The organism is Halorubrum sp. Atlit-28R (genome assembly GCF_003665955.1).
Taxonomy (GTDB): Archaea; Halobacteriota; Halobacteria; order Halobacteriales; family Haloferacaceae; genus Halorubrum; species Halorubrum tropicale.
Genome location: NZ_QPLS01000009.1, coordinates 87,410 through 112,384 on the forward strand (window position 1 = coordinate 87,410; position 24,975 = coordinate 112,384).

24 protein-coding genes and 1 pseudogene are annotated in these 24,975 nt (G+C 71.7%); 13 read left to right on the forward strand and 12 right to left on the reverse strand.

Annotated elements, in window-relative coordinates:
* Positions 1 to 162: 162 nt before the first annotated feature.
* On the reverse strand, positions 163 to 1,425 hold the full coding sequence (locus DVK06_RS13610; RefSeq protein WP_121600654.1) for an HD domain-containing protein: 1,263 nt from the start codon (positions 1,423 to 1,425) through the stop codon (positions 163 to 165).
* Positions 1,426 to 1,556: 131 nt separating this feature from the next.
* Between DVK06_RS13610 and DVK06_RS13615 the strand changes: the two genes are divergently transcribed.
* Positions 1,557 to 1,961 carry a universal stress protein gene (locus DVK06_RS13615; RefSeq protein WP_121600655.1) on the forward strand — a complete coding sequence of 135 codons (405 nt, stop codon included), beginning with the start codon at positions 1,557 to 1,559 and terminating at the stop codon, positions 1,959 to 1,961.
* Positions 1,962 to 2,013: 52 nt separating this feature from the next.
* Here DVK06_RS13615 and DVK06_RS13620 read toward each other — a convergent pair whose 3' ends face one another.
* From DVK06_RS13620 to DVK06_RS19340, 3 genes and pseudogenes are all read right to left on the reverse strand, one after another.
* Positions 2,014 to 3,216, reverse strand: coding sequence for an HD domain-containing protein (locus DVK06_RS13620; protein ID WP_121600656.1), 1,203 nt, complete (start codon positions 3,214 to 3,216; stop codon positions 2,014 to 2,016).
* 64 nt (positions 3,217 to 3,280) lie between these two features.
* Complete coding sequence (locus DVK06_RS13625; RefSeq protein WP_121600657.1) at positions 3,281 to 3,832, reverse strand: transcriptional regulator; 552 nt, start codon at positions 3,830 to 3,832, stop codon at positions 3,281 to 3,283.
* A gap of 138 nt (positions 3,833 to 3,970) precedes the next feature.
* Positions 3,971 to 4,084 (reverse strand): annotated as a pseudogene (locus DVK06_RS19340) (phosphoribosylamine-glycine ligase); the annotation flags it as partial.
* A gap of 159 nt (positions 4,085 to 4,243) precedes the next feature.
* On the opposite strand from DVK06_RS19340, the gene DVK06_RS13635 reads away from it, so the two are divergent.
* The 9 genes from DVK06_RS13635 (at position 4,244) to DVK06_RS13675 (ending at position 14,326) form a co-directional block, all read left to right on the forward strand.
* Positions 4,244 to 5,050, forward strand: a complete 807-nt coding sequence (locus DVK06_RS13635; protein ID WP_233561730.1) for an alpha/beta fold hydrolase — start codon at positions 4,244 to 4,246, stop codon at positions 5,048 to 5,050.
* Between the two features lies 1 nt (position 5,051).
* The gene (locus DVK06_RS13640; protein ID WP_121600658.1) at positions 5,052 to 6,650 is read left to right on the forward strand and encodes an AMP-binding protein; all 1,599 of its coding nucleotides are present in this window, start codon (positions 5,052 to 5,054) and stop codon (positions 6,648 to 6,650) included.
* A 108-nt stretch (positions 6,651 to 6,758) separates the two neighbouring features.
* A complete protein-coding gene (locus DVK06_RS13645) occupies positions 6,759 to 7,460 on the forward strand; it encodes a helix-turn-helix domain-containing protein (protein ID WP_121600659.1) in 702 nt (233 codons plus the stop codon).
* A gap of 166 nt (positions 7,461 to 7,626) precedes the next feature.
* On the forward strand, positions 7,627 to 9,078 hold the full coding sequence (locus DVK06_RS13650; protein ID WP_121600660.1) for an ABC transporter substrate-binding protein: 1,452 nt from the start codon (positions 7,627 to 7,629) through the stop codon (positions 9,076 to 9,078).
* Positions 9,078 to 9,998, forward strand: a complete 921-nt coding sequence (locus tag DVK06_RS13655; RefSeq protein WP_121600661.1) for an ABC transporter ATP-binding protein — start codon at positions 9,078 to 9,080, stop codon at positions 9,996 to 9,998. The genes DVK06_RS13650 and DVK06_RS13655 overlap by 1 nt, the downstream gene beginning before the upstream one ends.
* A complete protein-coding gene (locus tag DVK06_RS13660; protein WP_053772659.1) occupies positions 9,995 to 10,693 on the forward strand; it encodes an ABC transporter ATP-binding protein in 699 nt (232 codons plus the stop codon). Before DVK06_RS13655 ends, DVK06_RS13660 begins: the two co-directional genes overlap by 4 nt.
* Positions 10,690 to 11,760: a branched-chain amino acid ABC transporter permease gene (locus DVK06_RS13665; protein WP_121600662.1), complete on the forward strand. Its 1,071-nt coding sequence runs from the start codon at positions 10,690 to 10,692 to the stop codon at positions 11,758 to 11,760. The genes DVK06_RS13660 and DVK06_RS13665 overlap by 4 nt, the downstream gene beginning before the upstream one ends.
* A 154-nt stretch (positions 11,761 to 11,914) precedes the next feature.
* A complete protein-coding gene (locus DVK06_RS13670; protein ID WP_121600693.1) occupies positions 11,915 to 13,099 on the forward strand; it encodes a branched-chain amino acid ABC transporter permease in 1,185 nt (394 codons plus the stop codon).
* Positions 13,100 to 13,264: 165 nt separating this feature from the next.
* A complete protein-coding gene (locus tag DVK06_RS13675; protein WP_121600663.1) occupies positions 13,265 to 14,326 on the forward strand; it encodes a 3-oxoacyl-ACP synthase in 1,062 nt (353 codons plus the stop codon).
* A 24-nt stretch (positions 14,327 to 14,350) separates the two neighbouring features.
* Here DVK06_RS13675 and DVK06_RS13680 read toward each other — a convergent pair whose 3' ends face one another.
* The 4 genes from DVK06_RS13680 to DVK06_RS13695 form a co-directional block, all read right to left on the reverse strand.
* A complete protein-coding gene (locus DVK06_RS13680; protein WP_121600664.1) occupies positions 14,351 to 14,758 on the reverse strand; it encodes a MaoC family dehydratase in 408 nt (135 codons plus the stop codon).
* A gap of 104 nt (positions 14,759 to 14,862) precedes the next feature.
* Positions 14,863 to 16,095 carry an FAD-dependent oxidoreductase gene (locus DVK06_RS13685; protein ID WP_121600665.1) on the reverse strand — a complete coding sequence of 411 codons (1,233 nt, stop codon included), beginning with the start codon at positions 16,093 to 16,095 and terminating at the stop codon, positions 14,863 to 14,865.
* Between the two features lie 179 nt (positions 16,096 to 16,274).
* The gene (locus DVK06_RS13690) at positions 16,275 to 16,508 is read right to left on the reverse strand and encodes a DUF2892 domain-containing protein (RefSeq protein ID WP_121600666.1); all 234 of its coding nucleotides are present in this window, start codon (positions 16,506 to 16,508) and stop codon (positions 16,275 to 16,277) included.
* Positions 16,509 to 16,583: 75 nt separating this feature from the next.
* A complete protein-coding gene (locus DVK06_RS13695; RefSeq protein ID WP_121600667.1) occupies positions 16,584 to 18,191 on the reverse strand; it encodes a cryptochrome/deoxyribodipyrimidine photo-lyase family protein in 1,608 nt (535 codons plus the stop codon).
* A gap of 308 nt (positions 18,192 to 18,499) precedes the next feature.
* On the opposite strand from DVK06_RS13695, the gene DVK06_RS19345 reads away from it, so the two are divergent.
* The 3 genes from DVK06_RS19345 (at position 18,500) to DVK06_RS13710 (ending at position 21,929) form a co-directional block, all read left to right on the forward strand.
* Positions 18,500 to 18,646 (forward strand): hypothetical protein, encoded by a 147-nt coding sequence (locus DVK06_RS19345; RefSeq protein ID WP_233561732.1) that lies wholly within the window; start codon positions 18,500 to 18,502, stop codon positions 18,644 to 18,646.
* An 83-nt stretch (positions 18,647 to 18,729) separates the two neighbouring features.
* Positions 18,730 to 20,628: a prolyl oligopeptidase family serine peptidase gene (locus DVK06_RS13705; RefSeq protein WP_121600669.1), complete on the forward strand. Its 1,899-nt coding sequence runs from the start codon at positions 18,730 to 18,732 to the stop codon at positions 20,626 to 20,628.
* A gap of 95 nt (positions 20,629 to 20,723) precedes the next feature.
* Complete coding sequence (locus DVK06_RS13710) at positions 20,724 to 21,929, forward strand: inorganic phosphate transporter (protein ID WP_121600694.1); 1,206 nt, start codon at positions 20,724 to 20,726, stop codon at positions 21,927 to 21,929.
* Positions 21,930 to 21,937: 8 nt separating this feature from the next.
* Here DVK06_RS13710 and DVK06_RS13715 read toward each other — a convergent pair whose 3' ends face one another.
* From DVK06_RS13715 to DVK06_RS13730, 4 genes are all read right to left on the reverse strand, one after another.
* Positions 21,938 to 22,369 (reverse strand): universal stress protein, encoded by a 432-nt coding sequence (locus DVK06_RS13715; RefSeq protein WP_121600670.1) that lies wholly within the window; start codon positions 22,367 to 22,369, stop codon positions 21,938 to 21,940.
* Positions 22,370 to 22,445: 76 nt separating this feature from the next.
* A complete protein-coding gene (locus DVK06_RS13720; protein WP_121600671.1) occupies positions 22,446 to 23,318 on the reverse strand; it encodes a sulfurtransferase in 873 nt (290 codons plus the stop codon).
* A 138-nt stretch (positions 23,319 to 23,456) separates the two neighbouring features.
* The gene (locus tag DVK06_RS13725; RefSeq protein ID WP_121600672.1) at positions 23,457 to 23,879 is read right to left on the reverse strand and encodes a universal stress protein; all 423 of its coding nucleotides are present in this window, start codon (positions 23,877 to 23,879) and stop codon (positions 23,457 to 23,459) included.
* A 69-nt stretch (positions 23,880 to 23,948) separates the two neighbouring features.
* On the reverse strand, positions 23,949 to 24,938 hold the full coding sequence (locus tag DVK06_RS13730; protein WP_121600673.1) for a Gfo/Idh/MocA family protein: 990 nt from the start codon (positions 24,936 to 24,938) through the stop codon (positions 23,949 to 23,951).
* Positions 24,939 to 24,975 lie beyond the last annotated feature (37 nt).

Consider the following 24,975-nt stretch of genomic DNA (forward strand, 5'->3'; position numbering starts at 1 on the left):
AGCCCGGGCATAAAACGTCACGGGTGCGGGTTCAGGGGCGCGTCGGTGTCGGTCTCGGCGTTCAGCAGCGCCTGAAACGGGGCGATTCACTCGTTCCGGGGCCGCCGGTTCTCGCGGTGCGCGTCGGTCACGGCGACACGTCGCCCGGCGGGCGGATACCCCTCACTCGAACTCGTCGAGCGTCGTCGGCATCGCGCCGCGCACCTCGGTCACGAGCCCGTCGGGGTCGAGGGCGAGGACATCAGCGGCCGCGCGACCGACGCGGTCGGTCGCCGGCTCGGGGGCGTACACGCCGAGGCGCCACTGGTTGCGCTGCGCGGTCCGGAGCGCGGAGACGAGCGGCGACTGGCGTTCGAGGCGTCGGATCTCCCCGTTGACGGTGACGCGCGCGGTGGACTCGCGCATCGTCGGCTCCGGGGGCACGTCGAGGATCACGTGGTCGCGGGCGACGCCCGCCTCCGCGGCGATCTCGCGTTCGAGGGCGGTCTCCGCGGCGTGGTCCGCCTCGTGGACGCGGTCGGGAACGTCGTCGTACTCGGCCCACACCGCCAGCTTGTAGAGGTCGCGCTCGTCGTACCGACGCGACAGCTCGGCGGTCGCGCGGCAGTCGCGGATCGCGGCGAGGAAGTCGTGGTCGTCCATCCGGCGCAGTTCGGCGGCCGTCGTCGCGGTCGCGTCGAGCAGCTCGCTCGCGGCGCGGCGCAGCATCGCCTTCGAGATGCGCGCGACGTGGTGGGTGTAGACGACCGGGTTCATCAGCGCGCGGGCCAAAAGCAGGCTCTCGGCGGTCTGGACGTTCCCCTCGTCCAAGACGAGCTCCGGCCCGTCGCGGTCGGCCCCGCCCTCGTCGGCGATCTCGTCGCGCTCGACGAACGTCAGCTCGCGGACGAACCGCTCGGTGTCGATGGTGCCGTAGGGGACGCCGGTGTGGTAGGCGTCGCGCACGAGGTAGTCCATCCGGTCCACGTCGAGCTCCCCGGAGACGAGCCCGGCGTACGGCCCCTCGCCGGCGACGATCCCGGCGATCCGGTCCGGGTCGAGATCGTGGTCGCGCAGCACGTCGCCGACCGCGCCGGTCGCGAGCAGCTCGTCGACGTCGTCGTGGTACTTCCCGGTCCGGCGGTGCGTGAGCGATTCGAGGTTGTGGCTGAACGGCCCGTGCCCCACGTCGTGGAGCATCGCCGCCGCCTCGATGCGGTCGGCGCGGGTCCCCTCGATCCGGAGGTGGTCGAGCGCGCGGCTCGCGAGGTGGTAGACGCCGAGGCTGTGCTCGAACCGCGTGTGGTTCGCGGAGGGGTAGACGAGCTGGACCGTCCCGAGCTGTTTGACGTGCCGGAGCCGCTGGACTGCGGGCGTGTCGACGAGGTCCGCGGCGACACCGTCGATCTCGATGTGGTCGTGGACGGTGTCCTTGACCGTGATCATGCGTTCGCCTTCGACGGCCTCCGATAAAAGGCTGTGAGTCTCCGCGACGCCGTCGCGGCCTCGCCGGACCCGGTTTCGGTGGCCGCGAATCCGTGGCGCGATTTATTACCCGACCGCGTGAACCGTCGCGTATGTACGACGTGTTAGTCGCGGTCGGACTCGACGACGAGCAGCGGACGCGCGCACAGGCCGAGGCCATCGTCGGGCTGCCGGGCGCCCCCGACGATGTGACCGCACACCTCTGTCACGTCTTCCAGGACAACCCGGAGGGCGCCTCGGTCCACCAGCTCGGGACCGTGCGACGCGCCCGAGAGACCCTCGAAGCCGCCGGCGTCAACTGCGTCCACTACGAGGCCAGCGGCGACCCGAGCGAGGAGCTCCTCGCGGCCGCGGACGACGTCGACGCCGACCTCATCTGCGCGTCGGGCCGGAAGCGGAGCCCGGCCGGGAAGGCCGTCTTCGGCAGCACGACGCAGGCGCTGGTGTTGAACGCGGACCGGCCGGTGTTGGCGGTCCCGGGATCGGGCGGAGAGTGAGGCCGCGGCGGGCGCCGTCGGTCGGGCGCCCCGGCCGCCCCGCACGCGGCGGTCAGGCGGAGGGTCGCCCGGCGGCCCGGAGTCCGAGCACGTCCCGCGCCGCGTCGGCGACCGGCTCGACGCGCTCGGCCGGGCAGTAGACGCCGAGCGTCCAGCGGCGGCGCTCGGCGGCGCGGAGCCCGGCGACGAGTTCGGAGGCGTCCTCCAGCCGCTGCGGGACGCCGTCGACGACGACGGCGGAGCCGGACTCCTTGAGCGTCGGACGCGAGGGGATGTCGACGATCACCGCGTCGCGGTCGATCCCGACGGCGTCGGCGATCTCGCGCTCGGCCGCCCGCTCCTCGGCGCGGCCGGCGTCGACCGTTCCCGCGGGCACCTCGTCGATCCCCGCCCAGACCGCGCGCTTGTAGAGGTCGCGGCGCTCGATGCGCTCGCCGAGCGCCGGAACCCGGTCGCGGAGCTCGACGAGGAGGTCGTGGTCGGCCATCTCGCGGAACGCCTCCACCTCGGTCCCCGTGCGGTCGAGGTACCGCTCGCAGGCGCGCTCCAGCATCGCGCCGGCGACCCGGGAGACGTGGTGGCGGTAGACGACGGCGTTCATCAGCGACCGCGCGACGAGCAGGCTCTCGGCGGTGGCGACGTTCCCCTCGGCCAAGACGAAGTCGGCGGACTCGCCGGGGCCGTCGCCGCCGATCAGCCGGAGCTCGGTGACGAGCCGCCCGGTGTCGACGGTGCCGTACGGGACCCCTGTGTGGTGGGCGTCGCGCACGAGGTAGTCCATCCGGTCCACGTCGAGCTCCCCGGAAACGAGGGGGCCGAGCGCGCCCTCGCCGTCGATCAGCGCGGCGACGCGCTCGGGGTCGAGCCCGTTCCGTTCGAGGACCCGACAGACCTCGCGGTCCGCGTCGGTGAGGAGCCACGCGACGTCGTCGTGGTCGCGGCCGGTCGCGCGCCGGATGATCCCCTCGGTCTGGTGGCCGTACGGCCCGTGGCCCACGTCGTGGAGCAGCGCCGCCGCGCGGACGTGCGCCGCGGTGTCGGCGTCGAGGTCGAACCCCTCGACCGCGCGGCGCGCGAGGTGGTAGACGCCGAGGCTGTGCTCGAACCGCGTGTGGTTCGCGGAGGGGTAGACGAGCCGGACCGTGGACAGCTGTTTGATGTGTCGCAGCCGCTGGAACGCCGGCGTGTCCACGAGGTCGGTCGCGAGGTCGCCGAGCCTGACGTGGCCGTGAACGCTGTCCTTGATGGCCTTCATGCCCGTCGCCTCGCGTCCCGCGCGGTCCGCGAACTCGACCCGGCGCCGGGGGAGACGGTGCGGGTCACTCGTCGACGACGTCGATCCCGAACCGCTCCTCGAGCGCCCGCACGACCGACCCGCCCACGTTGGCGGTCGCGGCGCGCCCGTCCTCGACCGCGAGCAGGTCGTCCTCGTCGACCTCCAGCTCGGCGGCGACCTCCTCGACGGTCAGCCCGGCGTCCTGCCGCGCCTCGGTGACCACGTCGCCGTAGCCGGAGACGAGGTACGGGAGGCGGTCGGACTCGTAGCTCGTCCCCTCCTCCTCCCAGCGCTTCGAGTCGCCGGCGGCGGAGTCGTACATCTTCGCCTGCTTGCGGGCGAGCTCCTTCTTCCGGCTCTCGGTCGCGCCCGAGCCGGAGCCGCCGGCGCCCCCGGGGCTGCCGCCGGCGCTCCCGCCGCGCGACCCGCCGCTGGGCGCGTTCCCGGCGTCGTCGTGGGGGCGGCAGTTGGAACACACGAGCAGCTTCGCGCCGGCGACCGTCGCCTTCCGGAGGTCCGCGGTCTCGCGGCCGCAGAGCTCGCACGCGTCGCCGTCGTCGCCGCCGCCGCCGCCGCCCGTCGAATACTTCGGCATACCCGGTGTAGTGGTCCGGACCGTTAAAAAGTCGTGGAGGGCGAGGGCCGCCGTCGCCGGGCCGTCGGACCGGCGATCGGCGTCAGCGAGTCCGGCGCCGTTCGAGGCTCACGACCCGAGGTACCCCCACGCCTGGAGGCGGTCGCTCTCGGTTTCGACGTAGTACTTCACGCCGTGGCCCTCGCGGTGAACCTGCCGGGGCAGGTCGGTTATGAGCGCCGCGTCGGCCGAGACGAAGAGGAAGTTGGCGGTACCCGTGCGGGGCGGTCGTCCCCGACCGAATTGAGTGTGTGCCCGCGAGCGTTCGGGAGTCCCGAGGCGGCGGCGAGCCGGCGGGAACCGCCCGCTTCGGCGGGGGTGGTTGAAACGTTAACGCCCGGATTGATGGAGGACCGCGTGGTGGATCCTGCTATGCCAAGCGTGACACGGGACGGCGTGGCGATCGACTACGCCGTCGACGGGGACCCAGACGGACCGACGGTGCTGCTGTTGGAAGGCCTCGGGTACGGCCGGTGGATGTGGCGGTGGCTCACCGAGGCGTTGGCGGACGACTACGAGGTGCTCCGTCCGGACAACCGCGGCACCGGGGACTCCGACGTGCCCGAGGGACCGTACACGGTCGCCGAGATGGCGGCCGACGCGGCCGCGGTCCTCGACGACCGCGGCGTCGACGCGGCCCACGTCTGCGGCGCGTCGATGGGCGGGATGATCGCGCAGAAGCTGGCGCTCGCCGACGACCGGGTCGCGTCGCTGACGCTGCTGTGCACGTCGCCCGGCGGCGACGAGGCGACGCCGACGCCGCCGGCGGTCCAAGAGCACATCTTCTCGGTGGCCGAGGACGCCGACCCCCGCGAGCGGATTCGCTACCTGATGGAGCCGGCCGTCTCGGACGGATTCTACGATCGCGAGCCCGAGCTCGTCGACCGGATCGTCGACTGGCGGCTCGCGGGCGACGCGACGCCGACGGGCCGGGAGGCGCAGGCGGCCGCGGTGGCGGCGTTCGACGCGAGCGACCGGCTCGGCGACCTGTCCGTGCCGACGCTCGTCCTCCACGGGACCGCGGACCGGGTCCTCCCGGTCAAGAACGCCGACCTCCTGGCGGAGCTGCTCCCGCACGCCGAGGTCGAGCGGTTCGAGGGCGGGCCGCACCTCTTCTTCGTCGAGGAGCGCGAGCGCGTCAACGAGCGAGTCCGGTCGTTCCTCGGTGAGGTCGCCTGAGATGGCGACCGGAGACGACCCGCGGGGCGAGGACCGCGCGGAGGGGACCGGCGCCGACCCGCGACCGCACCCGCACGGCGACCGGGCGTACGAGTGGGTCGGCTCGCTGTCGGCGCGGCGCGCGCGGCTCTCGCCGGACCGCGTCGCCGTCACCGACACGGCCGCGAACGCCGAGTACACGTACGCCGAGCTGGACGAGCGCGCCAACCGCACCGCGCGGTTCCTCCGCGGGGTCGGCGTCGAGGCGGGCGACCGCGTCGCCGTCGTCTCGCGGAACCGCGTCGAGCTGGTCGACCTGTTCTTCGCGACCGGCAAGACCGGCGCCGTCCTCGCGCCGCTCTCGCACCGGCTCGCGGAGCGCGACCTCTCGGCGGTGTTGGGGACGGTCGACCCGGAACTGCTCCTCGTGGAGACGCCGTTCGAGGGCGACGTCATCGACGCCTTGGAGCGCGCCGACGTCGAGCCGACCGTCCGCTCGATACCGACCGACGGCGACGACGCGTGGCGGTCGTACACGCGGGACCTGCCCGTCGACGGCTCTCCCGTCGAGACTGCCGACGTCTCACTCGCGGATCCCCACCTCTTCTTACACACCGGCGGCTCGACCGGGACGCCGAAGGAGACGGTGATCAGCCACGGCGCGATGCGCTGGAACGCGTTCAACACGATCACGGCGTGGGGGCTCCGCGAGGACGACGTTACGCCGATGGTGTTCCCGATGTTCCACACCGGCGGCTGGAACGTGCTCACGGTCCCCTTCTTCCAGATGGGCGGGCGGATCCTGCTGAGTCCGGAGGTCGACCCCGGGCGCGTGCTGCGGGACGTGGAGCGCGAGTCGGCGACGACGCTGGTCGCGGTGCCGGCCGTGTTGCGGATGATGGCCCGCCACGACGAGTTCGGGGACACCGATCTCTCCTCGCTCCGCTTCGTGAAGAGCGGCGGCGGCCCCTGTCGGGAGAGCGTCATCGCGGCGTGGCGCGACCGCGGCGTCGAGATATCGCAGGGGTACGGGCTCACCGAGTGCGGGCCGAACAACTTCGCGATGCCAGACGGGTTCCCGCAGGAGAAGACCGCCAGCGTGGGCGTGCCGGCGCTCGCGGTCGACGCGCGCGTCGTCGACGAGGACGGACCCGTCCCCGACGGGACGGTCGGGGAACTCGAACTGGCCGGTCCGGCCGCGGCCGACCGCTACTGGAACGAGCCCGCGGAGACGGCCGAGACGTTCGGCGACTGGGTGTCGACCGGCGACCTCGCGCGCGTCGACGAGGACGGCTACTACCACATCGAGGGGCGCAAGAAGAACATGTTCGTCTCCGGCGGCGAGAACGTCTATCCGCCCCGCGTTGAGGACGCGCTCACCGACCACCCGGGGATCGAGGAGGCGGTCGTGATCGGCGTCCCGAGCGAGCGGTGGGGGACGGTCGGGAAGGCGATTCTCGTCGGCGACGAGTCGCTCACGCTCGGCGACGTGGAGTCGCACCTCGCCTCGCGCGTCGCCCGGTACGCGGTGCCGAAGGAGCTGGCCTTCGTCGACGAGATGCCGACATCGGGGCCGTCGAAGATCGACCGCGCGGCGCTGAAAGAGCGGTTCGGCGAGTAGGCGACGCAGAGAGATCGGGTCGGCGCGCAGCTATCGGACGGAGACACCTCCGATCGCCGCGCAACTCACAGGAACAACCATTATATACGCGGGGAATAAGGACGGAGCATGCTCGACGTCACGATGGATATGGAGCAGTTCGACTGCCCGTTCATCGACACCTCCGCCGACCACGACGTCTCCTTCTCGGCCATGCACTGGCAGTTGGACACGGCGGCGGAGCAGTTGGAGACGCGGCTGCTCGTCGAGTCGCCGGACCGCTACGAGCTCGGCGAGGGGCTCTCGGCGCTCCGCGACCACGAGAACATGGCCGAGTACCGCCTGTTCTCGAAGGAGGACGGAACCGCGATCATCCGGACCGTCATCGAGGAGACGAACGCGATGTCGACGATAACGGACCACGGCGGCTACATCACCGGCCCGTTCCTCATCGAGGACGGCTCCGAGCAGTGGCAGGTCGGCTTCGACGACGAGGCGACGACCGAGGCGGCGCTCCACGACTTGGAGAAGGGCAACGAGTTCGTCGTGGAGGACCGCACGGAACTCTCGATGGAGGCGCTGTTCGACACGATGCGGAACGCGAACGCGGCCTCGACGATGCTGGAGGCGTGTCGGGGCCTGACCGACGTCGAGCGCGAGACCATCGAGTCGGCCGCCGACGCCGGCTACTTCGAGTCGCCCCGCGAGGCGACGCTGTCGACGCTCGCCGACGAGTTCGACGTCTCGACCGCGGCCGTCTCGAAGAACATGCGCCGCGGCGAGAAGAAGCTGCTCCGCAGCGTCGTCGCCGCGCTCGACCGACTGGAGTAGCGACCGAAGCGACCCGTCGAAGCGAGCGGTCGGCGGGGGCGACCGCCCGGTCTCCGTTCAAAAACCTCTGTTTCAGTCCGGTTTCCCGGCGTTGCCCGTCGAATCCGAGAGGACTGTTAACATCTTAACTCGGCCCTTGATGATGGTGGTCGTCCTCGGGTAGTGTATGCGAGACGAACACACACGGCGATCGTACCTGCGAGGAACCGGCGCCGCGGTCGGCGCGGCGGGACTGACCGGCCTGGCCGGCTGTTCCGGGGGCGGAGACGGCGGGGACGGGTCGGACGGCGGGGACGGGTCGGACGGCGGGGACGGGTCGGACGGCGGGGACGGCTCCGGCGGCAGCGGCGGGGACGGCGCCGGCGGCGGGGACCTCTCCGGTGAGACGGTCCGGATCGGCGCGCTCCAGCCGACCTCCGGCGACCTCCAGTACTACGGGCAGATCAGCCTCCGCGGGTTCTACTCCGGGCTGGCGTACAAGCACGACCTCGACCCGATCCAGGAGGCGACGCCGGGGACGTACACCGTCGATCCAGACGGTGGCCCCACCTACGAGATAATCGTCGAGGACACCGGGTTCAGCCCGGACACGGCCCAGAGCGTCGCGACCGACCTCGTCTTGGACGAAGAGGTCGACATCCTGTTCGGGGGCACCTCCTCCGACAGCGCGCGTCGGCTCATCGACACCGTCGTCGACGAGACGGACGTGCCCTACCTGATCGGGCCCGCGGCCGACGCCGGCATCACCGTGAGCGACGAGTTCTGTCACCCGCTCGCGTTCCGCGCGAGCGAGCACACCGCGATGGACGCGCGGGCCGGGGGGACGTACGTGGCGGAGAACTTCGACATCGACACGGTCGCCGTGTTCGCGTCCGACAACGCGTTCGGGCAGAGCGTCGCGAGCAACTACACGCAGGTCTTGGAGAGCCAAGGGGTCGACGTGCTGGAGCCGCGGTTCGTCGAGGTCGGCTACTCCGAGTTCGACGGCCTCTTCGAGCAGGCGGTCTCGGACGGCGCGTCGGGCGTCGTCGGCGGCTTCACGGCGTCGACGCTGCCGCAGTTCCTCACCTCGGCCATCTCCTACGACGTCCAGGTGTTCGGCGGGTTCGCGGCCCTCCTGACGACGCAGCTCATCGGCGGTACCATCGAGTCGGCGCTGGGCGAGGACTTCACCGCGCAGGACGTCAAAGACGCCGGGCTCGGACCGTTCACCAGCCGGTACCACTGGAACCAGTACGACAACTCGATCAACGAGCAGTTCCGGCAGATGCACGTCGACGCGTACGGCATCGTCCCCGACCTGTTCAGCTCCGGCACTTTCACCGCGGCATCGGCGCTCTCGCAGGCCGTCTCGGAGGCCGGTTCCACCGACGGCGCCGACATCGCCGACGCGCTGCGCGGGATGACCGTCACGGACACGCCGAAGGGCGAGAACGGGTACACGTTCCAGGAGCACAACAACCAGGCGGCCTCGCAGATGACGGTCGCGTGGCCGGTCCCGACCAGCGACGAGTACGCCGACACCTGGGACGCGCCCATCATGCCGGGCGAGCCGCTCGAACGCCTCGACGCCGAGGACGTGATGGTCCCCGAATCGGACGCCAGCTGCTCGCTGTAATGCTGCTGGAGACCGAGGGGCTCACGAAGCGCTTCGGCGGCATCACCGCCGTCGACGGCGTCGACTTCGCGCTGGAGGCCGGCGAGCTCTGCTCGATCATCGGCCCGAACGGCGCGGGGAAGACGACGTTCTTCAACCTGCTCACGGGCGTGTTGGAGCCCTCCGACGGACGCATCCGCTTCGACCCGCCGGGCGGCGCCGCGGGGACGGACGGAAGCGGTTCGGCGCTCGACATCACCGCGGCCTCGCCGGACGAGACGGCGCTCGCGGGGATCCACCGGTCGTACCAGATCACGAACCTGTTCCCGACGCTGACGGTGTTGGAGAACGTCCGCGTCGCCGCGCAGGCAAGCCGCGGGAACGACTCCTGGAAGCTGTGGCGCAACGTGGCCGACTTCGAGGAACACTACGCCGAGGCGACCGCGATCCTCGAACGGATTGGGCTGGCGGCCGAGGCGGAGACCGTCACGGAGAACCTGAGCCACGGCGAGAAGCGCAGCCTGGAAATCGGCGTCGCGCTCGCCGGCGACCCCGACCTCCTGCTGCTCGACGAGCCGACCGCCGGCGTGTCGAGCGAGGGCGTCGACGAGGTCGTCGAGCTGATCGAGGACGTGGCGGAGGACCACTCGGTGATGCTCATCGAACACAACATGGAGGTGGTGATGGACATCTCCGACCGGATCGCCGTCCTCCACCGCGGCGAGCTCATCGCCGACGGTCCACCCGAAGACGTGCGCGGTGACCCGGCCGTTCAGGAGGCGTACCTCGGCGGGTACGGCCGCGAGGGGGCCGGCGACGACTCGGCGGCCGGCGAGGGGACCGGCGACGACACCGAGGAGAGCGACGGCACCGCCGACCGCGACGGCAACGCCGCGGCCGACGGCGGTCGCCGCGCGAGCGTCGGGGGTGAGCCGCGGTGACAACCCTCGAACTCGACGGCGTCCACACGTACTACGGCGAGAGCCACATCCTCCAGGGGCTCTCGCTGTCGGTCGAGGAGGGCGAGATCGTCGCGCTGGTCGGGCGCAACGGCGTCGGGAAGACGACGACGCTCCGCACCGCGCTCGGGCTGACGCCGCCCCGCGAGGGGACGGTCCGGTTCGACGGAACGGACGTGACGGGGATGGAGCCCCACGAGATCGCCGCCCGGGGAATGGGCTGGGTCCCGGAGGAGCGGCGCGTGTTCTCGCATCTCACTGTCGAGGAGAACCTCCGCGTCGCCGCGCACTCGGCAGCCGACCCGGGCGCTCGGATCGCGGAGGCCTACGAGCTGTTCCCGGCGCTCGACCGCTTCGCCGACAAGGAGGCGGGCGACCTCAGCGGCGGGCAACAGCAGATGCTCGCCATCGCCCGCGGCATGGTCGGCGACAACGATCTGCTGCTCGTCGACGAGCCGAGCGAAGGGCTCGCGCCCCAGATCGTCGAGGACGTCGTCGAGGCGCTCCGCGCGGCTTCCGCCGACACGACGATGGTGCTCGTCGAACAGAACTTCCGGCTGGCGATGGACCTGGCCGACCGGTTCTACCTCGTCGACCACGGCGTCGTCGTCGAGGAGGGCGAGACCGCCGGCGTCACGAGCGACGACGAGCGAATCCGGAGGTACCTCACCGCATGACCCCCGGAACGCTCGCGGCGGCCCTCTCGCAGTTCGCGCCGCTGCTCGACCCGGGCGCGCTGCTCGACCCGGGCGCGCTGCTCGCGACGGGCGGCGCGGTCGACGGCCTCCAGACGGCCGCCCGCGTGCTCGCCGAGGGGATCGGCAAGGGCGCGGTGTACTTCACCATCGCGGTCGGGCTGACCCTGGTCTTCGGGCTGATGGGCGTCCTCAACTTCGCGCACGGCGCGGTCGCGATGGTCGGCGCGTACCTCGGCGGCCTCGTGCTCGTGCTCGTCGTCGGCGCGAACACCGGGACGCTCGCGACGATACTCGTCTTCTTCGTCGCGCTGGCGCTGGTGTTCGCGGTCACGACCGCCGCCGGCAGCGCGATGGAGGTCGCGCTGATCCGACCGATCTACGACCGCACGCCCACCTACCAGATCCTGTTGACCTTCGGCGTCTCGCTCATCATCGAGGAGCTGGCCCGGATCGTCTTAACGCTCCGCGGGATCCAGCCGGACCCGCAGTGGCAGGCGCCGATGGCCACCGCCCCGGACGTGCTCTTGGGCCGGACCCAGCTGTTCGGCGTCGGCGTCAGGCGGCTGTACCTCTTCGAGATCGCGATCGGCGCGGTCGTCGCGGTCGCAGTGTGGGCGTTCCTGACGAAGACGCTGTACGGGCTCTACATCCGCGCCGGCAGCGAGGACACCGAGATGGTCCAGGCGCTCGGCATCGACGTGCGGCAGGCGTTCACCGTCGTGTTCGGCGTCGGCACCGGGCTCGCCGCGGTCGGCGGCGTGCTGCTGATGTGGGACCCGATCTGGGGCCCCAGCGTCCTCCTGAGCATCGACGTGCTGCTGTACGCGTTCGTCGTCGTCATCATCGGCGGGCTGGGGAGCTTCACCGGGACGCTCGTCGCCGCGGGCATCGTCGGCGTCGCCGACTCGGTGACGACGTGGCTGTTCACCACCGGGATCGTCACCTTCCCCGGCCTCTCCGAGGTGACCATCTTCCTCCTGCTCGTGGTGATGCTCATTATCCGCCCGCAGGGGCTCTACGGCGTCGAGGAGGTGGGGGGCCATTAGCGACCCCGACCCCTCCGCCGACGCGGACGCGCCCGTCGACGCGGACGCACCGACAGAATCGGACGCGCCCGTCGACGAGACGGACCCGATGCCACCGTCGACCGCGACCGGCGGCCTCCGCGCGTACCTGCGGGACCACGTCGTCCACGCGGCCGTGATCGTCGGGTTCCTGCTGTACCCGCTGGCCTACGAGGCGCTGCTCGCGACGCCGGCGGCCCCGTTCGCCGAGGCGTTCCTCCCCGCGATCACGTTCATGGTCGTGGTGCTGTACATGGGCCTGTTCGCGATGAGCTTCGACTTCGTCAGCGGCTACACCGGTTACCTCTCGTTCGGCCACGCGGCCTTCTACGGCACGGGCGCGTACTTCGTCGTCCTCGCCGCGAACGGACAGGTCCCGGGCGTTCCCGAGGGTACCCCGTTCATGATCACGCTCCTCTTGGGCGCCGCGCTGGCCGGCCTGCTCGCGCTCGTCATCGGGTCGGTGTCGTTCCGGCTCACGGGCGTCTACTTCGCGATGATCACGCTCGGGTTCGCGCAGGTGATCTACGAGCTGATCCGCTCGTGGGGGTACGTCTCGACGAACCCGACCGAGGGCGCGACGGTGAGCGGCGACGCGCTCGCGATCGGCGTCCCGTTCGTCGACGCGCTGAGCCTCGACGTGGGGCGGCTCACGGGCGAGAGCTTCGAGAACCTGCTCGGGCTCGGGCTCGACCTCTCGGCGACGGTGGTCTCGTACTACGCGCTCGGGATCGTCGTCGTCGTCTGCTACTTCGCGATGCAGCGGATCCTCCACTCGCCGTTCGGGCGCGTAATGATCGCGATCCGCGAGAACGAGGAGCGGGCCCGCGCCGTCGGCTACGCGACCTATCGGTTCAAGCTGGCCGCGTTCGCCGTCGGCGGCTTCTTCGGGGCCGTCGCGGGCGGGATCTTCGCCGCCTACTCGCGGTCGGTCGCGCCCGACGGGACGTTCTACTTCCTCGTCACCGCCGACGCGCTGATCACGACGATCGTCGGCGGGTTCGGCACCCTCGCCGGCCCGGTGTACGGGACCCTGTTCAACCAGGGGTTAGAGGACGTCCTCTCGACCGAGAGCGGCGGGATCGCGACGCTGCTCCGCGAGGGGCTCCCGGAGAGCGTCCTCCAAGCCGACCTCTTCGGGATCAGCCTGGAGCTGTTCGTCAACACCGCGGTCGACGGGCGCGCCCCGCTGTACCTCGGGATCGTCTTCGTGCTGTTCGTGCTGTTCGTCCCGAACGGCATCCTCGGCACCCTGCGCGACCGGCTCGGCGGCACCGTCGGGAAGCGGCTCCCGGACCACCTGCGGCGCTACCTCCGGTAGCGTCGCGGGCCCGCGGCTCCGCGGACGCCGCGGCACGCGCCGACGCGCGCGCTCGCCGCGACCGCCCGCGACTCTCACACGACACATGATCGAACCAACGCGACACGACGGAACGGATCGGACGGAGCGCGACGAGACGACCCGAACGCGGCACGGAGGAGACGCATGACGGTCGGGATCACCGGACTCGGGACGTACGTCCCCGACGAGACCGTTACCGGCGAAGCGATCGCCGCCGAGAGCGGCATCCCGGAGGAGGTCGTCGTCGAGAAGATGGGCGTCCGCGAGAAGCGCGTCTGTCCGCCGGACGGCGACCACGCGACCGACATGTCCGTGAAGGCGGCCGAGGCCGCGCTGGCGGACGCGGGCGTTGACCCGACCGACCTCGACGTCGTCGTCTACCACGGCTCGGAGTACAAGGACCACGTCGTCTGGTCGGCGGCGGCGGCGATCACCGACCGGATCGGGGCGACGAACGCGTACGCGACCGAGAGCTACACGCTCTGTGCGGGCGCGCCGATCGCGCTCCGGCAGGTGACCGCGCAGCTGGAGGCGGAACCGATGGAGACCGCGCTGCTCGTCGCCGCCAGCCGCGAGGAGGACCTCGTCGACTACGGCAACGAGGACAGCTCCTTCATGTTCAACTTCGGCAGCGGCGCGAGCGCGCTCGTCGTCGAGGCGGGCGACGACGGCGACGGATCCGACGCGGCGACCGACGGCGATCCCTTTGACGGTCGCGCCCGGGCGACCGTCCGCGCGAGCGCGGCCGAGACGGACGGCTCCTTCGCCGACGACGTGGTGATGCCGGCGGGCGGGTCGAAGCGCCCGCCGAGCGAGGAGACCGTCCGCGAGGGGCTCCACACCCTCGACGTGCCCGACCCCGAGGGGATGAAAGAGCGGCTCGGTCCGGTGTCGCTGCCGGCGTACCTCTCCGTCGCCGACACGGCCCTGGAGCGGTCGGGGTTCGAGCGCGGCGACCTCGATTACGTCGCGCTGACGCACATGAAGCGGTCGTTCCACGAGCGCGTCCTCGACGAGCTCGGGCTTGACCCCGCGAGCGACGGCTACTACCTCGACGAGTACGGCCACGTCCAGAGCGTCGATCAGGCGCTCGCGCTGGAGGCCGGCGTCGAGACGGGCCGGCTCGAACCGGGCGACCTCGTCTGCCTGCTCGCGGCCGGCACCGGCTACACCTGGTCGGCGACCGTGCTCCGGTGGCAGGGGTAACCGACCGGCCGCCGCGGCGGCTCGCTACTCGTCGCCGTGCGGCACCGACAGCACTACCGCCTCCCCGGAGAGGACGCGCTCGTCGCGCTCGGGGACGGTCGCGGTCGTCTCGACCGCGAGGCGGTCGCCGCCGAGGTCGTCGATGACGCTGACGCTCGCCGCGACCGTGTCGCCGGGGAACACCGGCTTCTCGAACGACAGCTCCTGCGAGAGGTAGACGATGTCGCCGGAGAGCCCCGCGAGCGCGCCGGAGACGACTGCGGCCGAGATAATTCCGTGCGCGACGCGGCCGCCGAACATCGTCTCGGCGGCGTACTCGTCGTCGAGGTGGATCGGGTTCTCGTCGCCCGAGAGCTCCGCGAACGCCTCGATCGTCTCCTCGGTCACCGTTACCTCGTTGGTCGCCGTCTCGCCGACCGTCGCGACTGGCATACCGATCGGTCTCGCCGGCGGGGCCTCAATCCCGTGGTTCAGCCTCGAACCCCGCGTCGGGCCGGGGACGCGTGGACGTGTCCGCGGTGGATCCCTAGTCCGGCTCAGTCGTCCGTCGGCGCGCCGACCACGTCGGCGTCGGTCGGGTTCGCGCCGCCGTACTCGGCGACCAGCTCGTCCAGCCGCTCGGGGTCGTCGGCGTGCGCGAGCGGCTCGCTGGCGGTCTCGCAGGCTGCGTCGACCCCGAGCTGCTCGCAGACGCGGTCGGCGGTCGTCTCGGCCATCTGTCGGTAGGTGGTCAGCTTGCCACCGACGACGCTGTAGAGGCCGGCGGCGCCGTCGCGCCCGTGGTCGAGCAGCGTGAACCCGCGGGAGATCCCGCGGCGGTCAGAGCCCGTCTCGTCGGGCGCGTAGAGGGGGCGGACGCCCCACCAGGTCCGAACGGTCGGCGCGTCGGCGACCGCGGGGAGCATCGCGGCGCACTCCTCGACGGAGCGCTCGATTTCCCACTCGGCGGTCTCGTAGTCGTCCGGGTCGGAGACGGGGACGCTCGTCGTCCCCAGCACGACCTCGCCGTCGTGGGGCACGACGATGTCGCCGTCGTCGGGGTCCCGACACCGGTTCAATACGGGATCGAGCCCGTCGTACTCCACGGAAACCATCACGCCGCGGCTCGGCGCCATCCCGACCTCGACGCCGGCCATCTCCGCGATCGAGTCCGCCCACGCGCCGGTGGCGTTGACGACGACCTCGGGCGAGAGCGTCGCGTCGACCGCGCCGCCGACGCGGACCGACTCGACCGCGCCGTCGCTGACCGTCACGTCCTCGACGGGCGCGTTCGGGCGGACGGTCGCCCCGTGCCGCTCGGCGTCGGCGGCGTTGGCGGCAACCAGTCGCGACGGGTAGATGACGCCGTCGGGGACGCGGAACGCCTCCTCGACCGCCCCCGCGAGGCCCGGAACCGCCTCGCGGGCGGCGTCGCCGTCCAGCCGCTCGGTCTCGATACCGATCTCCTCGCAGGCGGCGATTTTCGCTTCCAGATAGTCCGGGTCGTCGCCGGCGAGGCGGACGAACAGGCCGCCGGTGTCGCGGACGCAGGCCCCGGCGATCGACCGGAGCGTCCGGTTCTCCTCGATGCACTCGCGGGCGCCCTCGGCGTCGGCCTCGGCGTACCGGGCCCCGCTGTGGAGGAGGCCGTGCGAGCGCCCGGAGGTGCCGCCGCCGAGCCCGCCGCGGTCGACGAGCGCGGCGTCGACGCCGCGCCCCGCGAGGTCGCGGGCGATCCCCGTCCCCGTCGCGCCGCCGCCGATCACGAGGACCGTCGGATCGTCGCTCACGCGGCGCTCACCCCGTTCGGATCCGCGCCACGGTCCGCCGCGAGACGCCCTCGGCTCGGATGGCTGTCGATCACGATATCGATACGGCTCGCGGCCACTTGAGGCCTCCGCCGAAACGGCGTGATACCGTGGCTGCGGGGGCCATGCCGCCGAAAAACAGAACGTCGGTCCGCCGCCGCTCAGCGGGAGGCCCGCCCGTCCGCGGGACAGGTGCTGACGCCGAGCAGGGCGTAGAGCCCGCAGGTGCCGGTCGCCGCCGTCGCGAGCATCGCGAGCGCGACGACGCCGAGCACCGGCGCGGCGAGGGCCGGAAGCGGCCCGACGCCCGCGAGCGTCGCTATAGAGGCGGCACCGGCGACCGCGCCGACGGCCGTCCTGACGAGCTTGTCCGTCGAACCGACGTTTTGTTCCATACAGCACAATACGACACACGACCGTATCAACCTTTCCACCGCCTCGCGAGCGCGGCCGAGCAGGGGCGCGACCGCTCACTCGAACTCGTCGAGGGCCGCCTGGGCGGAGCCGGTCCCGGGGTCCGCGTCCGGTTCCCCGTGGTCGGCCGCGATGGACTCGGCGGCGCCGAGTCCGCCGGAGAGCGACGCCCGCCGGGCGATCGCCTCCTCGCCGAGCCGCTCGGCCGCGGCGGGGTACGCGGCCCTGTAGCGCTCGCGGAACTCGCTGCGGGCCGCCTCGTAGTCGACCACCGGATATGGGTACGTCTCGCCGATCCTGACGCCGACCTCGCGCTGGACCGCGAGCGGGGCCTTCTCGGGGGCGTCGAGATGGGCGGCCGGGAGCGGCGCGAGTTCGGGGACCCACCGCGAGACGAACTCCCCCTCTGGGTCTTGGTCCCGGACCTGCTTGCGAGGATCGTACAATCGCAGTCCGGGACGGCCGACCAGTCCGCACTGCGACTGCCACTGGGTGTAGTTGATCGCGGGGTCGCCGTCGATCAGGTGCTCGTAGAAGTGGTCGGCGCCGATGCGCCACGGCTGCTGGAGGATGTGGAAGTAGACGGAGGCGCAGAGCGCCCGCATCCGGAAGTTGAGCCACCCGGTCTCGCGCAGGCAGCGCATGCTCGCGTCGACCATCGGGAACCCCGTCTCGCCGTCCTTCCACGCCGCGACGAGGTCGGGGTCGTGCCGGTCGCGGTTGAACTCCTCGTACACGGGGTTGACGGCGCGGTCGAGCCACCCCGGCCAGTCGAGCAGCTTCTGCGTGTAGTGGCGGTTCCAGTACAACCGAGAGACGAACATCGACTTGCCGCGGCCGTCCGGCGCGCGCTCGTCGACGTGGCGGTGGACCTCGCGGACGGAGAGGCAGCCGAACCGCAGGTAGGGGGAGAGGCCGCTCGTCCCGTCGCGGGCGTCGACCGGCGAGGAGATGGAGCCGGGGTACTCCGCGATCTCCTCCGTGAACGCGCGGAGACGCTCGCGGCCGGCCTCGCGTCCCCCGGTCGGCACGCGCGTCTTCGTCGGCTCGACCCCGTAGGCGTCGGCGACTCGCTCGGGGGTGATCCCCGTCTCGACGCGCTCGACCGCGACGGACCGGGGGTCCCAGTCGAACGGCTCCGCCGCGAGCCACGCCTCGACGCGGTCGCTCCAGTCCGCTCGCGGGCGGTCGGCGTCGCGCACGAGTCCGTCGCCGTCGACGAACTCGACGCCGAGGCGCTCGCGGGCGCGCTCGTCGCGTCGGCGTCCGTACCGGCCGGTCGCCGTCGCGCTCGCGACGGCATCCCAGCCGGCGTCGGCGAACCGCGAGAGGACCTCGATCGGGTCGCCGTGCGCGTACGTGAGCCCCGCGCCGTCGACGTCGCGGTACTGGCGGTCGAGGTCGCGCAGGCAGTCGTGGAGGAACGCGATCCGCGCGTCGCAGGCCGCGCCGCGCGCGTCGTGGAACCCGGGGTCGAAGACGAACAGCGGGAGGATTCGGTCGGACTCGTCGGCGGCCGCCGCGACCGCCGGATTGTCCGCGATCCGCAGGTCGCTGCGGTGCCAGACGACGGTTCCGGGGTCGGCGTCGTCCGGCCGCGAGAGGGAGCGGACCGCCTCGGCGTCCGGAGCCACGGGAAGCGGAGCGTCCGCGAACGAGCCCATTTCACATGGAGTTCGGCGCGTCCGGACAAGGGTCTGTCGGCGGGTCGTCACCGGTAACCCAACAGAATACATTTAGGAAACACCTACAATAAACGACCGTGAACCGAGCCCTCCGCTACGGTGTCGCCCTGGTCGTCGGACTGTCCGTCGCCGGTCTCGTCGCGCGTTTCTTCCCCGGAGACCCGTTTGTAACCGCGGCGATATTTCCCCTCTACGCGGCGACGACGTCGCTCGTCGTCGCCCATCGGAAGACATGGCGACGAACATCGCGGGGTGACCCGGGTCGATTGGCGCGGTTTCGGGGAGCCATGGGCGGCGGGATCGGAGCGTTCACCGCGAGCGTGATCGCGGAGATCTCCCTTCCGGCCGGCGTCGCGGCGGTCGGCCTCATGGTGTTCGGGATGGCGCTCGGCATCGCCGAGTTAGAGCGCGTCACCGAGTCGGCGCCCGCCTGACGATCCACCGATACCGCCGCGCTGCGCGCGCCCACCGATACCCGGGAAACGTTCAAGACGTTTCCGCCGCCGGTATGATCCGGATGTCAGACTCAGACGAGACCGACGTACTGCGCGAACTCGCCTCGCTGCCGACGATCGCGAGTCCGCGCGTGTCCCCGGACGGAGAGACCGTCGCCCTCTACTACGACGTGACCGGCCGCAACGAGCTTCACCTCTGTGACCCGACAGACGGGTCCTTAGAGCAGCTCAGCGACGGCGACGTGCCCCGGTCCGTCCGCGCCGGCTTCGAGTGGGACCCCAGCGGCGACCGCCTCTTCTACCACCGCGACGAGGCGGGCGACGAGCAGCACGACATCTGGGCGATGTCGCTCGACGGCGACAGCGAGCCAGTCGTCGAGATGGACGGCCAGATCCGCCTCCACGACGTGGGCGAGGACGGCGAGACCCTCCTGCTCGGCTCCAGCCGCGACGGGCAGATGAACCTCTACCGCCACGACGTGCCGAGCGGCGAGACGGAGAAGGTCACCGACTACGAGCGCGCCGTCGGAGGCGGCGAGCTCTCTCCCGAGGGCGACCGGATCGCTTTCACGACGAACGAGACGGACACCTACGAGAACCTCGACACGTACGTGGCGGCCGCCGACGGGTCGGACGCGCGCAAGCTCGACGTCGGCGATGTGGGCGCCGAGGCCGCGCCCACCGACTGGGGACCGGACGGCGATCGCCTCCTCATTAGCGACAACAGCGAGGACCTCGGCCGGGCCGGGATCGTCGACCTCTCGGACGGCGTCGACGACGCGGACGTGACCTGGTTCGGCGACGGCGAGTTCGAGGAGTCGCCGAGCCGCTTCCTCGAGGGCGGCGACCGGTTCGTCGCGGGCCGGACGCGCGGCGCCGTGACGGTCCCGGTCGTCTACGACGTCGAGAGCGGCGAGGGCCGCGAGCTAGACTTCCCGGCGGGCGTCGCGAGCGTGGCCGAGGGCCGGCTCGCGGACGACCGCCTGCTCGCGTACCGGACCACGTCGAGCAAGCGGCCGGAACTGGTCGCCTACGACCTCGACGCGGACGCGACGGAGACGTTGTTCGACGCGGAGTACGGCCCGTTCGATCCGGACGACTTCGTCGAGCCGGAGACGGTGACGTTCGCCTCCGACGGCGTCCCCGAGACGCCGGCGCGCGCGGTCGACCACGACCCCTACGAGGAGTTCGAGATCGAGGGGCTGCTGTTCGACTCCGGCCGACGCCCCTCGCCGCTGATCGTCAACCCCCACGGCGGGCCGCGACACCACGACATGCGGCGGTTCAGCTACCGCGTCCAGTTCCTGCTGTCGCGCGGCTACTCGGTCCTCCAGGTGAACTACCGCGGCTCCACGGGACGCGGCCGCGAGTTCGTCCAGGAGCTGTACGGCGACTGGGGCGGCGCCGAGCAGGGCGACGTGGCGACCGGCGCCGAGTACGTCCTCGACGAGTACGACTGGCTCGACGAGGACCGCGTCGCCGTCTACGGCGGCTCCTACGGCGGCTACTCCGCCAACTGGCAGATGGTCCAGTACCCGGACCTGTACGCGGCCGGGATCACGTGGGTCGGCGTCAGCGACCTGTTCGACATGTACGAGAACACCATGCCCCACTTCCGGACGGAGCTCATGGTGAAGAACCTCGGCGAGCCGGACGAGAACGAGGCGATATACCGCGAGCGCAGCCCGGTGAACTACGTCGAGAACGTCGACGCGCCGCTGCTGATCGTCCACGGCGTCAACGACCCGCGGGTGCCGGTCTCGCAGGCGCGCATCCTCCGGGACGCGCTCGACGAGGCCGGCTTCGCGGAGGGCGACGACTACGAGTACGAGGAGCTCGGCGAGGAGGGCCACGGCTCGGGCGACATCGACCAGAAGATCCGCTCGCTGGAGCTGCTCGACGACTTCCTCGACCGCCGGATCGGTGCGGAGCGGACCGCGGTCGCGTCGCTCGACGACTGACGCGGCCGACGCCCGTCCGACGGGGATTATTTAGCCGACGACGCCGTCGGACCGAGTGACATGGATCGATCCCGCGCGGAGGGAGGCGCGTGAGCGTGGTCGGCGTCGGCTTCTGGGTCCTCGTCGCCCTCGCGACGCTAACCAGCCTCGCTACCGCGTGGGCCCTCGGCGCGAACAGCAACTCGCCGCCGTTCGCCCCGGCGATCGGCGCCAACGCCATCTCGACGATGCGGGCGGCCTTCCTCATCGGGATCCTCGCCGCCCTCGGGGCGCTCACGCAGGGCGGGGCCATCTCCGAGACCGTCGGCGCGGGACTGATCGACGGCGTCCAGATCACCTCGCTGGCGGCGACGGCGGGACTGCTCACCGCCACCGGGTTCATGGCCTTCGGCGTCTACACCGGCTACCCGGTCCCGGCGGCGTTCGCGACGACGGGCGCGATGGTCGGCGTCGGGCTCTCGCTCGGGGGCGACCCCGCCCTCGAAACCTACCGACGCATCGGGCTCTTCTGGGCGCTCGTGCCGCCCGTCTCCGGCGGGCTCGCGTACCTCACCGCAACCCTCCTCCGGCGCGACGACATCCCGGAGACGGTCGGGGTCCCGCTGCTCGCGGCCGTCGTCGGCGGGATCGTCGCCAACGTCCGGCTGGGCGTCATCCCCTCGCCCCCGGAGGCGGCCCAGAGCTCCGTCGCGGGGTTCGTCGCGCGCCAAGTCGGCGCGCCGACGCTCCTCGGCGTCGACCCCGTGGCGGCGCTCGTGACGCTGCTCGCGGCCGCGGCGTGGTTCGCCGCCGTCCGGCGGCGGACGCGGGCGTCGGTCGAGGACGGCATCCGGACGTTCCTCCTCGTCCTCGGGAGCGTCGTCGCCTTCTCCAGCGGCGGGAGTCAGGTCGGGCTGGCGACCGGGCCCCTCGAGAACCTCTACGGCGTCGAGCTCGGACTGCCGGGCATCGTGCTGCTCTCGCTCGGCGCCACGGGCATCCTCGCGGGCGCGTGGATGGGCGCGCCGAAGCTGCTCCAGGCGACCTCGCGCGAGTACGCGCAGCTCGGCGCCCGGCGGTCGATCGCCGCGCTGGTCCCCGGATTCATCATCGCGCAGGTGGCCATCGGGCTCGGGATCCCCATCTCGTTCAACAACATCATCATCTCCGGGGTCATCGGCGGCGGGCTCGCCGGCGGCTCCGCGGGCGTCTCGCGGCGGAAGATCGGCGTCACGCTCCTCTTCTGGGGGATCACGCTCGTGGCGTCGATCGCGATCGGATACGGGCTGTACGCGGCCTTCGCCGCGGTGCTGGGCGGGTGAAGCGGCGCTCAGCGCACGACCGTCACGGTCACGGGCGCGTCGGCGACCACGCTCGTCGCGACGGTGCCGAGCAGCCGTCTCGCGACGCGGCCGCGCTCGCCGCCGTGGCCGCCCATGACGATCCGGTCGACGTCGTGGGCGTCGACGTACTCCAGGATCGCCGCCGCCGGGTCGCCCGTCTGGACCGCCGTCTCGACGCGGCGGTCGCTCTCGGCGGCGCGGTCCGTCGCTCGGTCGACGATGCGGTCGGCCCGGTCGCGCGCGCTCTCGCGGCGGTCCTCGTCGGCGCCGAGGATCCCGCCCTCGCTCATCGGCGCGTCGAGCGGGGTCACCACGTTCAGGACGGTCACTCGACAGTCGAAGAGTTCGAGCGCGTCGTCGAGCGCGTCGGCGGCGAGCGGCGACCCGTCGAGCGGGACGAGGACGTGAGACGGTGCCATGCGACGCCTTACGTCCCCGGACACATATCGCCGGTGATCGGTCGCGCGGGACGGCGCGGGGGACCGACGGCGTCGGTTACTCGCCGGTCTCGATCGGCGCGCCGACGAGGTTGCCCCACTCGGTCCACGAGCCGTCGTAGTTGCGGACGTCGTCGTAGCCGAGCAGCTCGTGGAGGAGGAACCACTCGATCGACGAGCGCTCGCCGACGCGGCAGTAGGTGATCGTCGACTCGTCGCCGTCGACGCCGGCGTCGCTGTACAGTTCGCGGAGCTCGTCCGCGCTCTTGAACGTGCCGTCCTCGTTCAGCGTGGTGCCGATCGGCACGTTGCTCGCGCCGGGGATGTGGCCGCCGCGCTGGGCGGTCTCGTCGAGGCCCTCCGGGGCGATGACCTCGCCGGAGAACTCCTCGGGGGAGCGCACGTCGACCATCGGGATCCCCTCTTCGATCGCCTTGTCGATGTCGTCCTTGTAGGCGCGGACGCTCTCGAAGGGACCGCGGGCCTCGTACTCGCGAGGCGTGAAGTCGGGCGCCTCTGTCGAGAGCGGGTAGTCGTTGTCGACCCAGTAGCCCTTCCCGCCGTCGATCACGCGGATGTCGTCGTGACCGTAGTACTTGTAGATCCAGTAGCCGAACAGCGCGAACCAGTTCGGGACGCGGCCGCCCCCGTACACGACGACCGTCGTGTCGGCATCGATGCCGCCCTCGCCGTTCCGGGCCGCGAAGTCCCCCTTCGAGACGATGTCGCGCTCCGTCTCGTCGGTGAAGACCTCGTCCCACTCGAAGTTCAGCGCCCCGGGGATGTGCCCCTCCTCGTAGGGCGTGTACTCCGACTCGTCGGTGACCGTCGGGTTGTTGATCTCGACGAGCCGCAGGTCCGAGTCGTCGCTCTGGAAGTCGTCCAGGTGCTCTTCCACCCAGTCCGCCGTGACGAGTACGTCGTCTGCCATCACCCCTAGTAGGGCGGAAGGCCGTTTTGAACGTCCGATAATGGCGGTTCTTTCCGGCGCCTGTGACGGCCGGCAGTCGATCGAAACGCCGGATTTCGGACGGTTCGCGGGCCCCTGTTCGTTTCTCTCGGTCGACAGCTACCGGATCACCGTCACGGGCACGTCGGCCTTGTCGACGATGCTCTTCGCGACGCTGCCGACGACCTGTTCGCGCTCCTCCGAGAGCCCGCGGTGGCCGACGTAGATCGCGTCGACCGGCTCCTCGGCCGCGTACTCGGTGATCGCGTCCGCCGGACGGCCCGTGAGGAGCTGCGTCTCCACGGTGATCGGCTCGTCGGCCGCCTCCTCGGCGATGCTCCGGGCGCTCTCTAAGACGCCCTGCCCGGCCTCGACGGCGGCCTCCTCGCCCGGGAGGACGATCGTGCCGTCGACCAGCTCCGAGTCCGGCGTCAGGACGTGGGCGATCTCGAGCGTCTCGTAGAACGCGACCGCCTGCTGCGCCGCGTACCGGACGGCTTCGTCGCTCTCCGTCGACCCGTCGGTCGCAACGAGGTAGCTCATACGTACGGATCGGCCCGAGGGACACATAATTCCTGTCGGGCGTTCTCGGGCCGCGACTCCGCGGGCGACCTACGGCGCGTCGCCGCCCGTCCCCGGGCGGACGCGGTCGCCGTCCGACGCGTGAATCGCGTCGAGCACCTCCTGAACGCGCGTCGCCTCCGCGAACGAGACGAGGTCGCCGCCGTCGCCGTCGACGGCGCCCGCGAACTCCGTCAGGAGCGCGCGCACGGTGTCGCCCCGTTCGTCGACGAGCGTCTCCTCGCCCTCGCGCCCGCGGTCTCGGACGAGCCGATACCACTCCGTCAGCGACAGCGACGCCTCGTCGCCGACGACCGTGACGCTGTTCTCCTCCTCGCCGTCGTGGTCGCAGAGCAGGTCGATCGTCCCCCGAACGCCGTCGGCCCGGAAGGTCCCGACCACGTCGTCCTCGTAGGCGTCCGGGCCCGAGTAGCCCACGTCGGCTGAGACGGTCTCGATCGGGCCGAACAGCTCCTGGACGCCGAACAGGAAGTGGGTCCCGACCTCGCGCAGCGGGCCGCCCTGCTCGCGCGACTCCAGCCAGGCGACGTCCTGCCACTCGCGGGGCCACCGCGGGAACCGGAACCGGAGTTCGACGCGGCGGGGGTCGCCGACCTCGCCCGCGGCGACCGCCTCCCGCAGGCGGACGAAGCCGGGCGTGTAGCGGAACGGGAGGTTCACGGCCGTGACGCGGTCGGTCTCTGCGGCGAGCGAGGCGAGTTCGCGACCCGTCTCCGCGTCGGCCGCGATGGGCTTCTCGCAGATCACGTGCCTGCCGGCCGCGAGCGCGTCGGCGACCACCTCGCGGTGCGCGAGCGGCGGCACGCCGACGTACACCGCGTCGAGGCCGTCGGTCTCGACGAGCGCGGCGTGGTCGGTCGTCGTCGCGGTGCGGTCGGTGCCGTGGTCGGCCGCGAGCGACGCCGCGCGGTCGGGGTCGAGGTCGCAGGCGGCCGCCAGTTCGTACCGGTCGTGGTCGTCTATCGCGGCCGCGAGGCGGTTCCCGATCACGCCGCAGCCGACGATCCCGATCTGTATCACGGGCGTCGAAAACGGGTGGGCGCGCTTGTAGCTTCGG

Coding starts and splice junctions, on each gene's coding strand:
- DVK06_RS13610 (WP_121600654.1), bottom strand. CDS start 1,425: ATGATCACGGTCAAGGACACCGTCCACGACCACATCGAGATCGACGGT.
- DVK06_RS13635 (WP_233561730.1), top strand. CDS start 4,244: ATGCCAAGCGTGACACGGGACGGCGTGGCGATCGACTACGCCGTCGAC.
- DVK06_RS13675 (WP_121600663.1), top strand. CDS start 13,265: ATGACGGTCGGGATCACCGGACTCGGGACGTACGTCCCCGACGAGACC.
- DVK06_RS13620 (WP_121600656.1), bottom strand. CDS start 3,216: ATGAAGGCCATCAAGGACAGCGTTCACGGCCACGTCAGGCTCGGCGAC.
- DVK06_RS13625 (WP_121600657.1), bottom strand. CDS start 3,832: ATGCCGAAGTATTCGACGGGCGGCGGCGGCGGCGGCGACGACGGCGAC.
- DVK06_RS13695 (WP_121600667.1), bottom strand. CDS start 18,191: ATGGGCTCGTTCGCGGACGCTCCGCTTCCCGTGGCTCCGGACGCCGAG.
- DVK06_RS13650 (WP_121600660.1), top strand. CDS start 7,627: ATGCGAGACGAACACACACGGCGATCGTACCTGCGAGGAACCGGCGCC.
- DVK06_RS13645 (WP_121600659.1), top strand. CDS start 6,759: ATGCTCGACGTCACGATGGATATGGAGCAGTTCGACTGCCCGTTCATC.
- DVK06_RS13715 (WP_121600670.1), bottom strand. CDS start 22,369: ATGGCACCGTCTCACGTCCTCGTCCCGCTCGACGGGTCGCCGCTCGCC.
- DVK06_RS13655 (WP_121600661.1), top strand. CDS start 9,078: ATGCTGCTGGAGACCGAGGGGCTCACGAAGCGCTTCGGCGGCATCACC.
- DVK06_RS13615 (WP_121600655.1), top strand. CDS start 1,557: ATGTACGACGTGTTAGTCGCGGTCGGACTCGACGACGAGCAGCGGACG.
- DVK06_RS13720 (WP_121600671.1), bottom strand. CDS start 23,318: ATGGCAGACGACGTACTCGTCACGGCGGACTGGGTGGAAGAGCACCTG.
- DVK06_RS13725 (WP_121600672.1), bottom strand. CDS start 23,879: ATGAGCTACCTCGTTGCGACCGACGGGTCGACGGAGAGCGACGAAGCC.
- DVK06_RS19345 (WP_233561732.1), top strand. CDS start 18,500: ATGGGCGGCGGGATCGGAGCGTTCACCGCGAGCGTGATCGCGGAGATC.
- DVK06_RS13690 (WP_121600666.1), bottom strand. CDS start 16,508: ATGGAACAAAACGTCGGTTCGACGGACAAGCTCGTCAGGACGGCCGTC.
- DVK06_RS13665 (WP_121600662.1), top strand. CDS start 10,690: ATGACCCCCGGAACGCTCGCGGCGGCCCTCTCGCAGTTCGCGCCGCTG.
- DVK06_RS13680 (WP_121600664.1), bottom strand. CDS start 14,758: ATGCCAGTCGCGACGGTCGGCGAGACGGCGACCAACGAGGTAACGGTG.
- DVK06_RS13705 (WP_121600669.1), top strand. CDS start 18,730: ATGTCAGACTCAGACGAGACCGACGTACTGCGCGAACTCGCCTCGCTG.
- DVK06_RS13640 (WP_121600658.1), top strand. CDS start 5,052: ATGGCGACCGGAGACGACCCGCGGGGCGAGGACCGCGCGGAGGGGACC.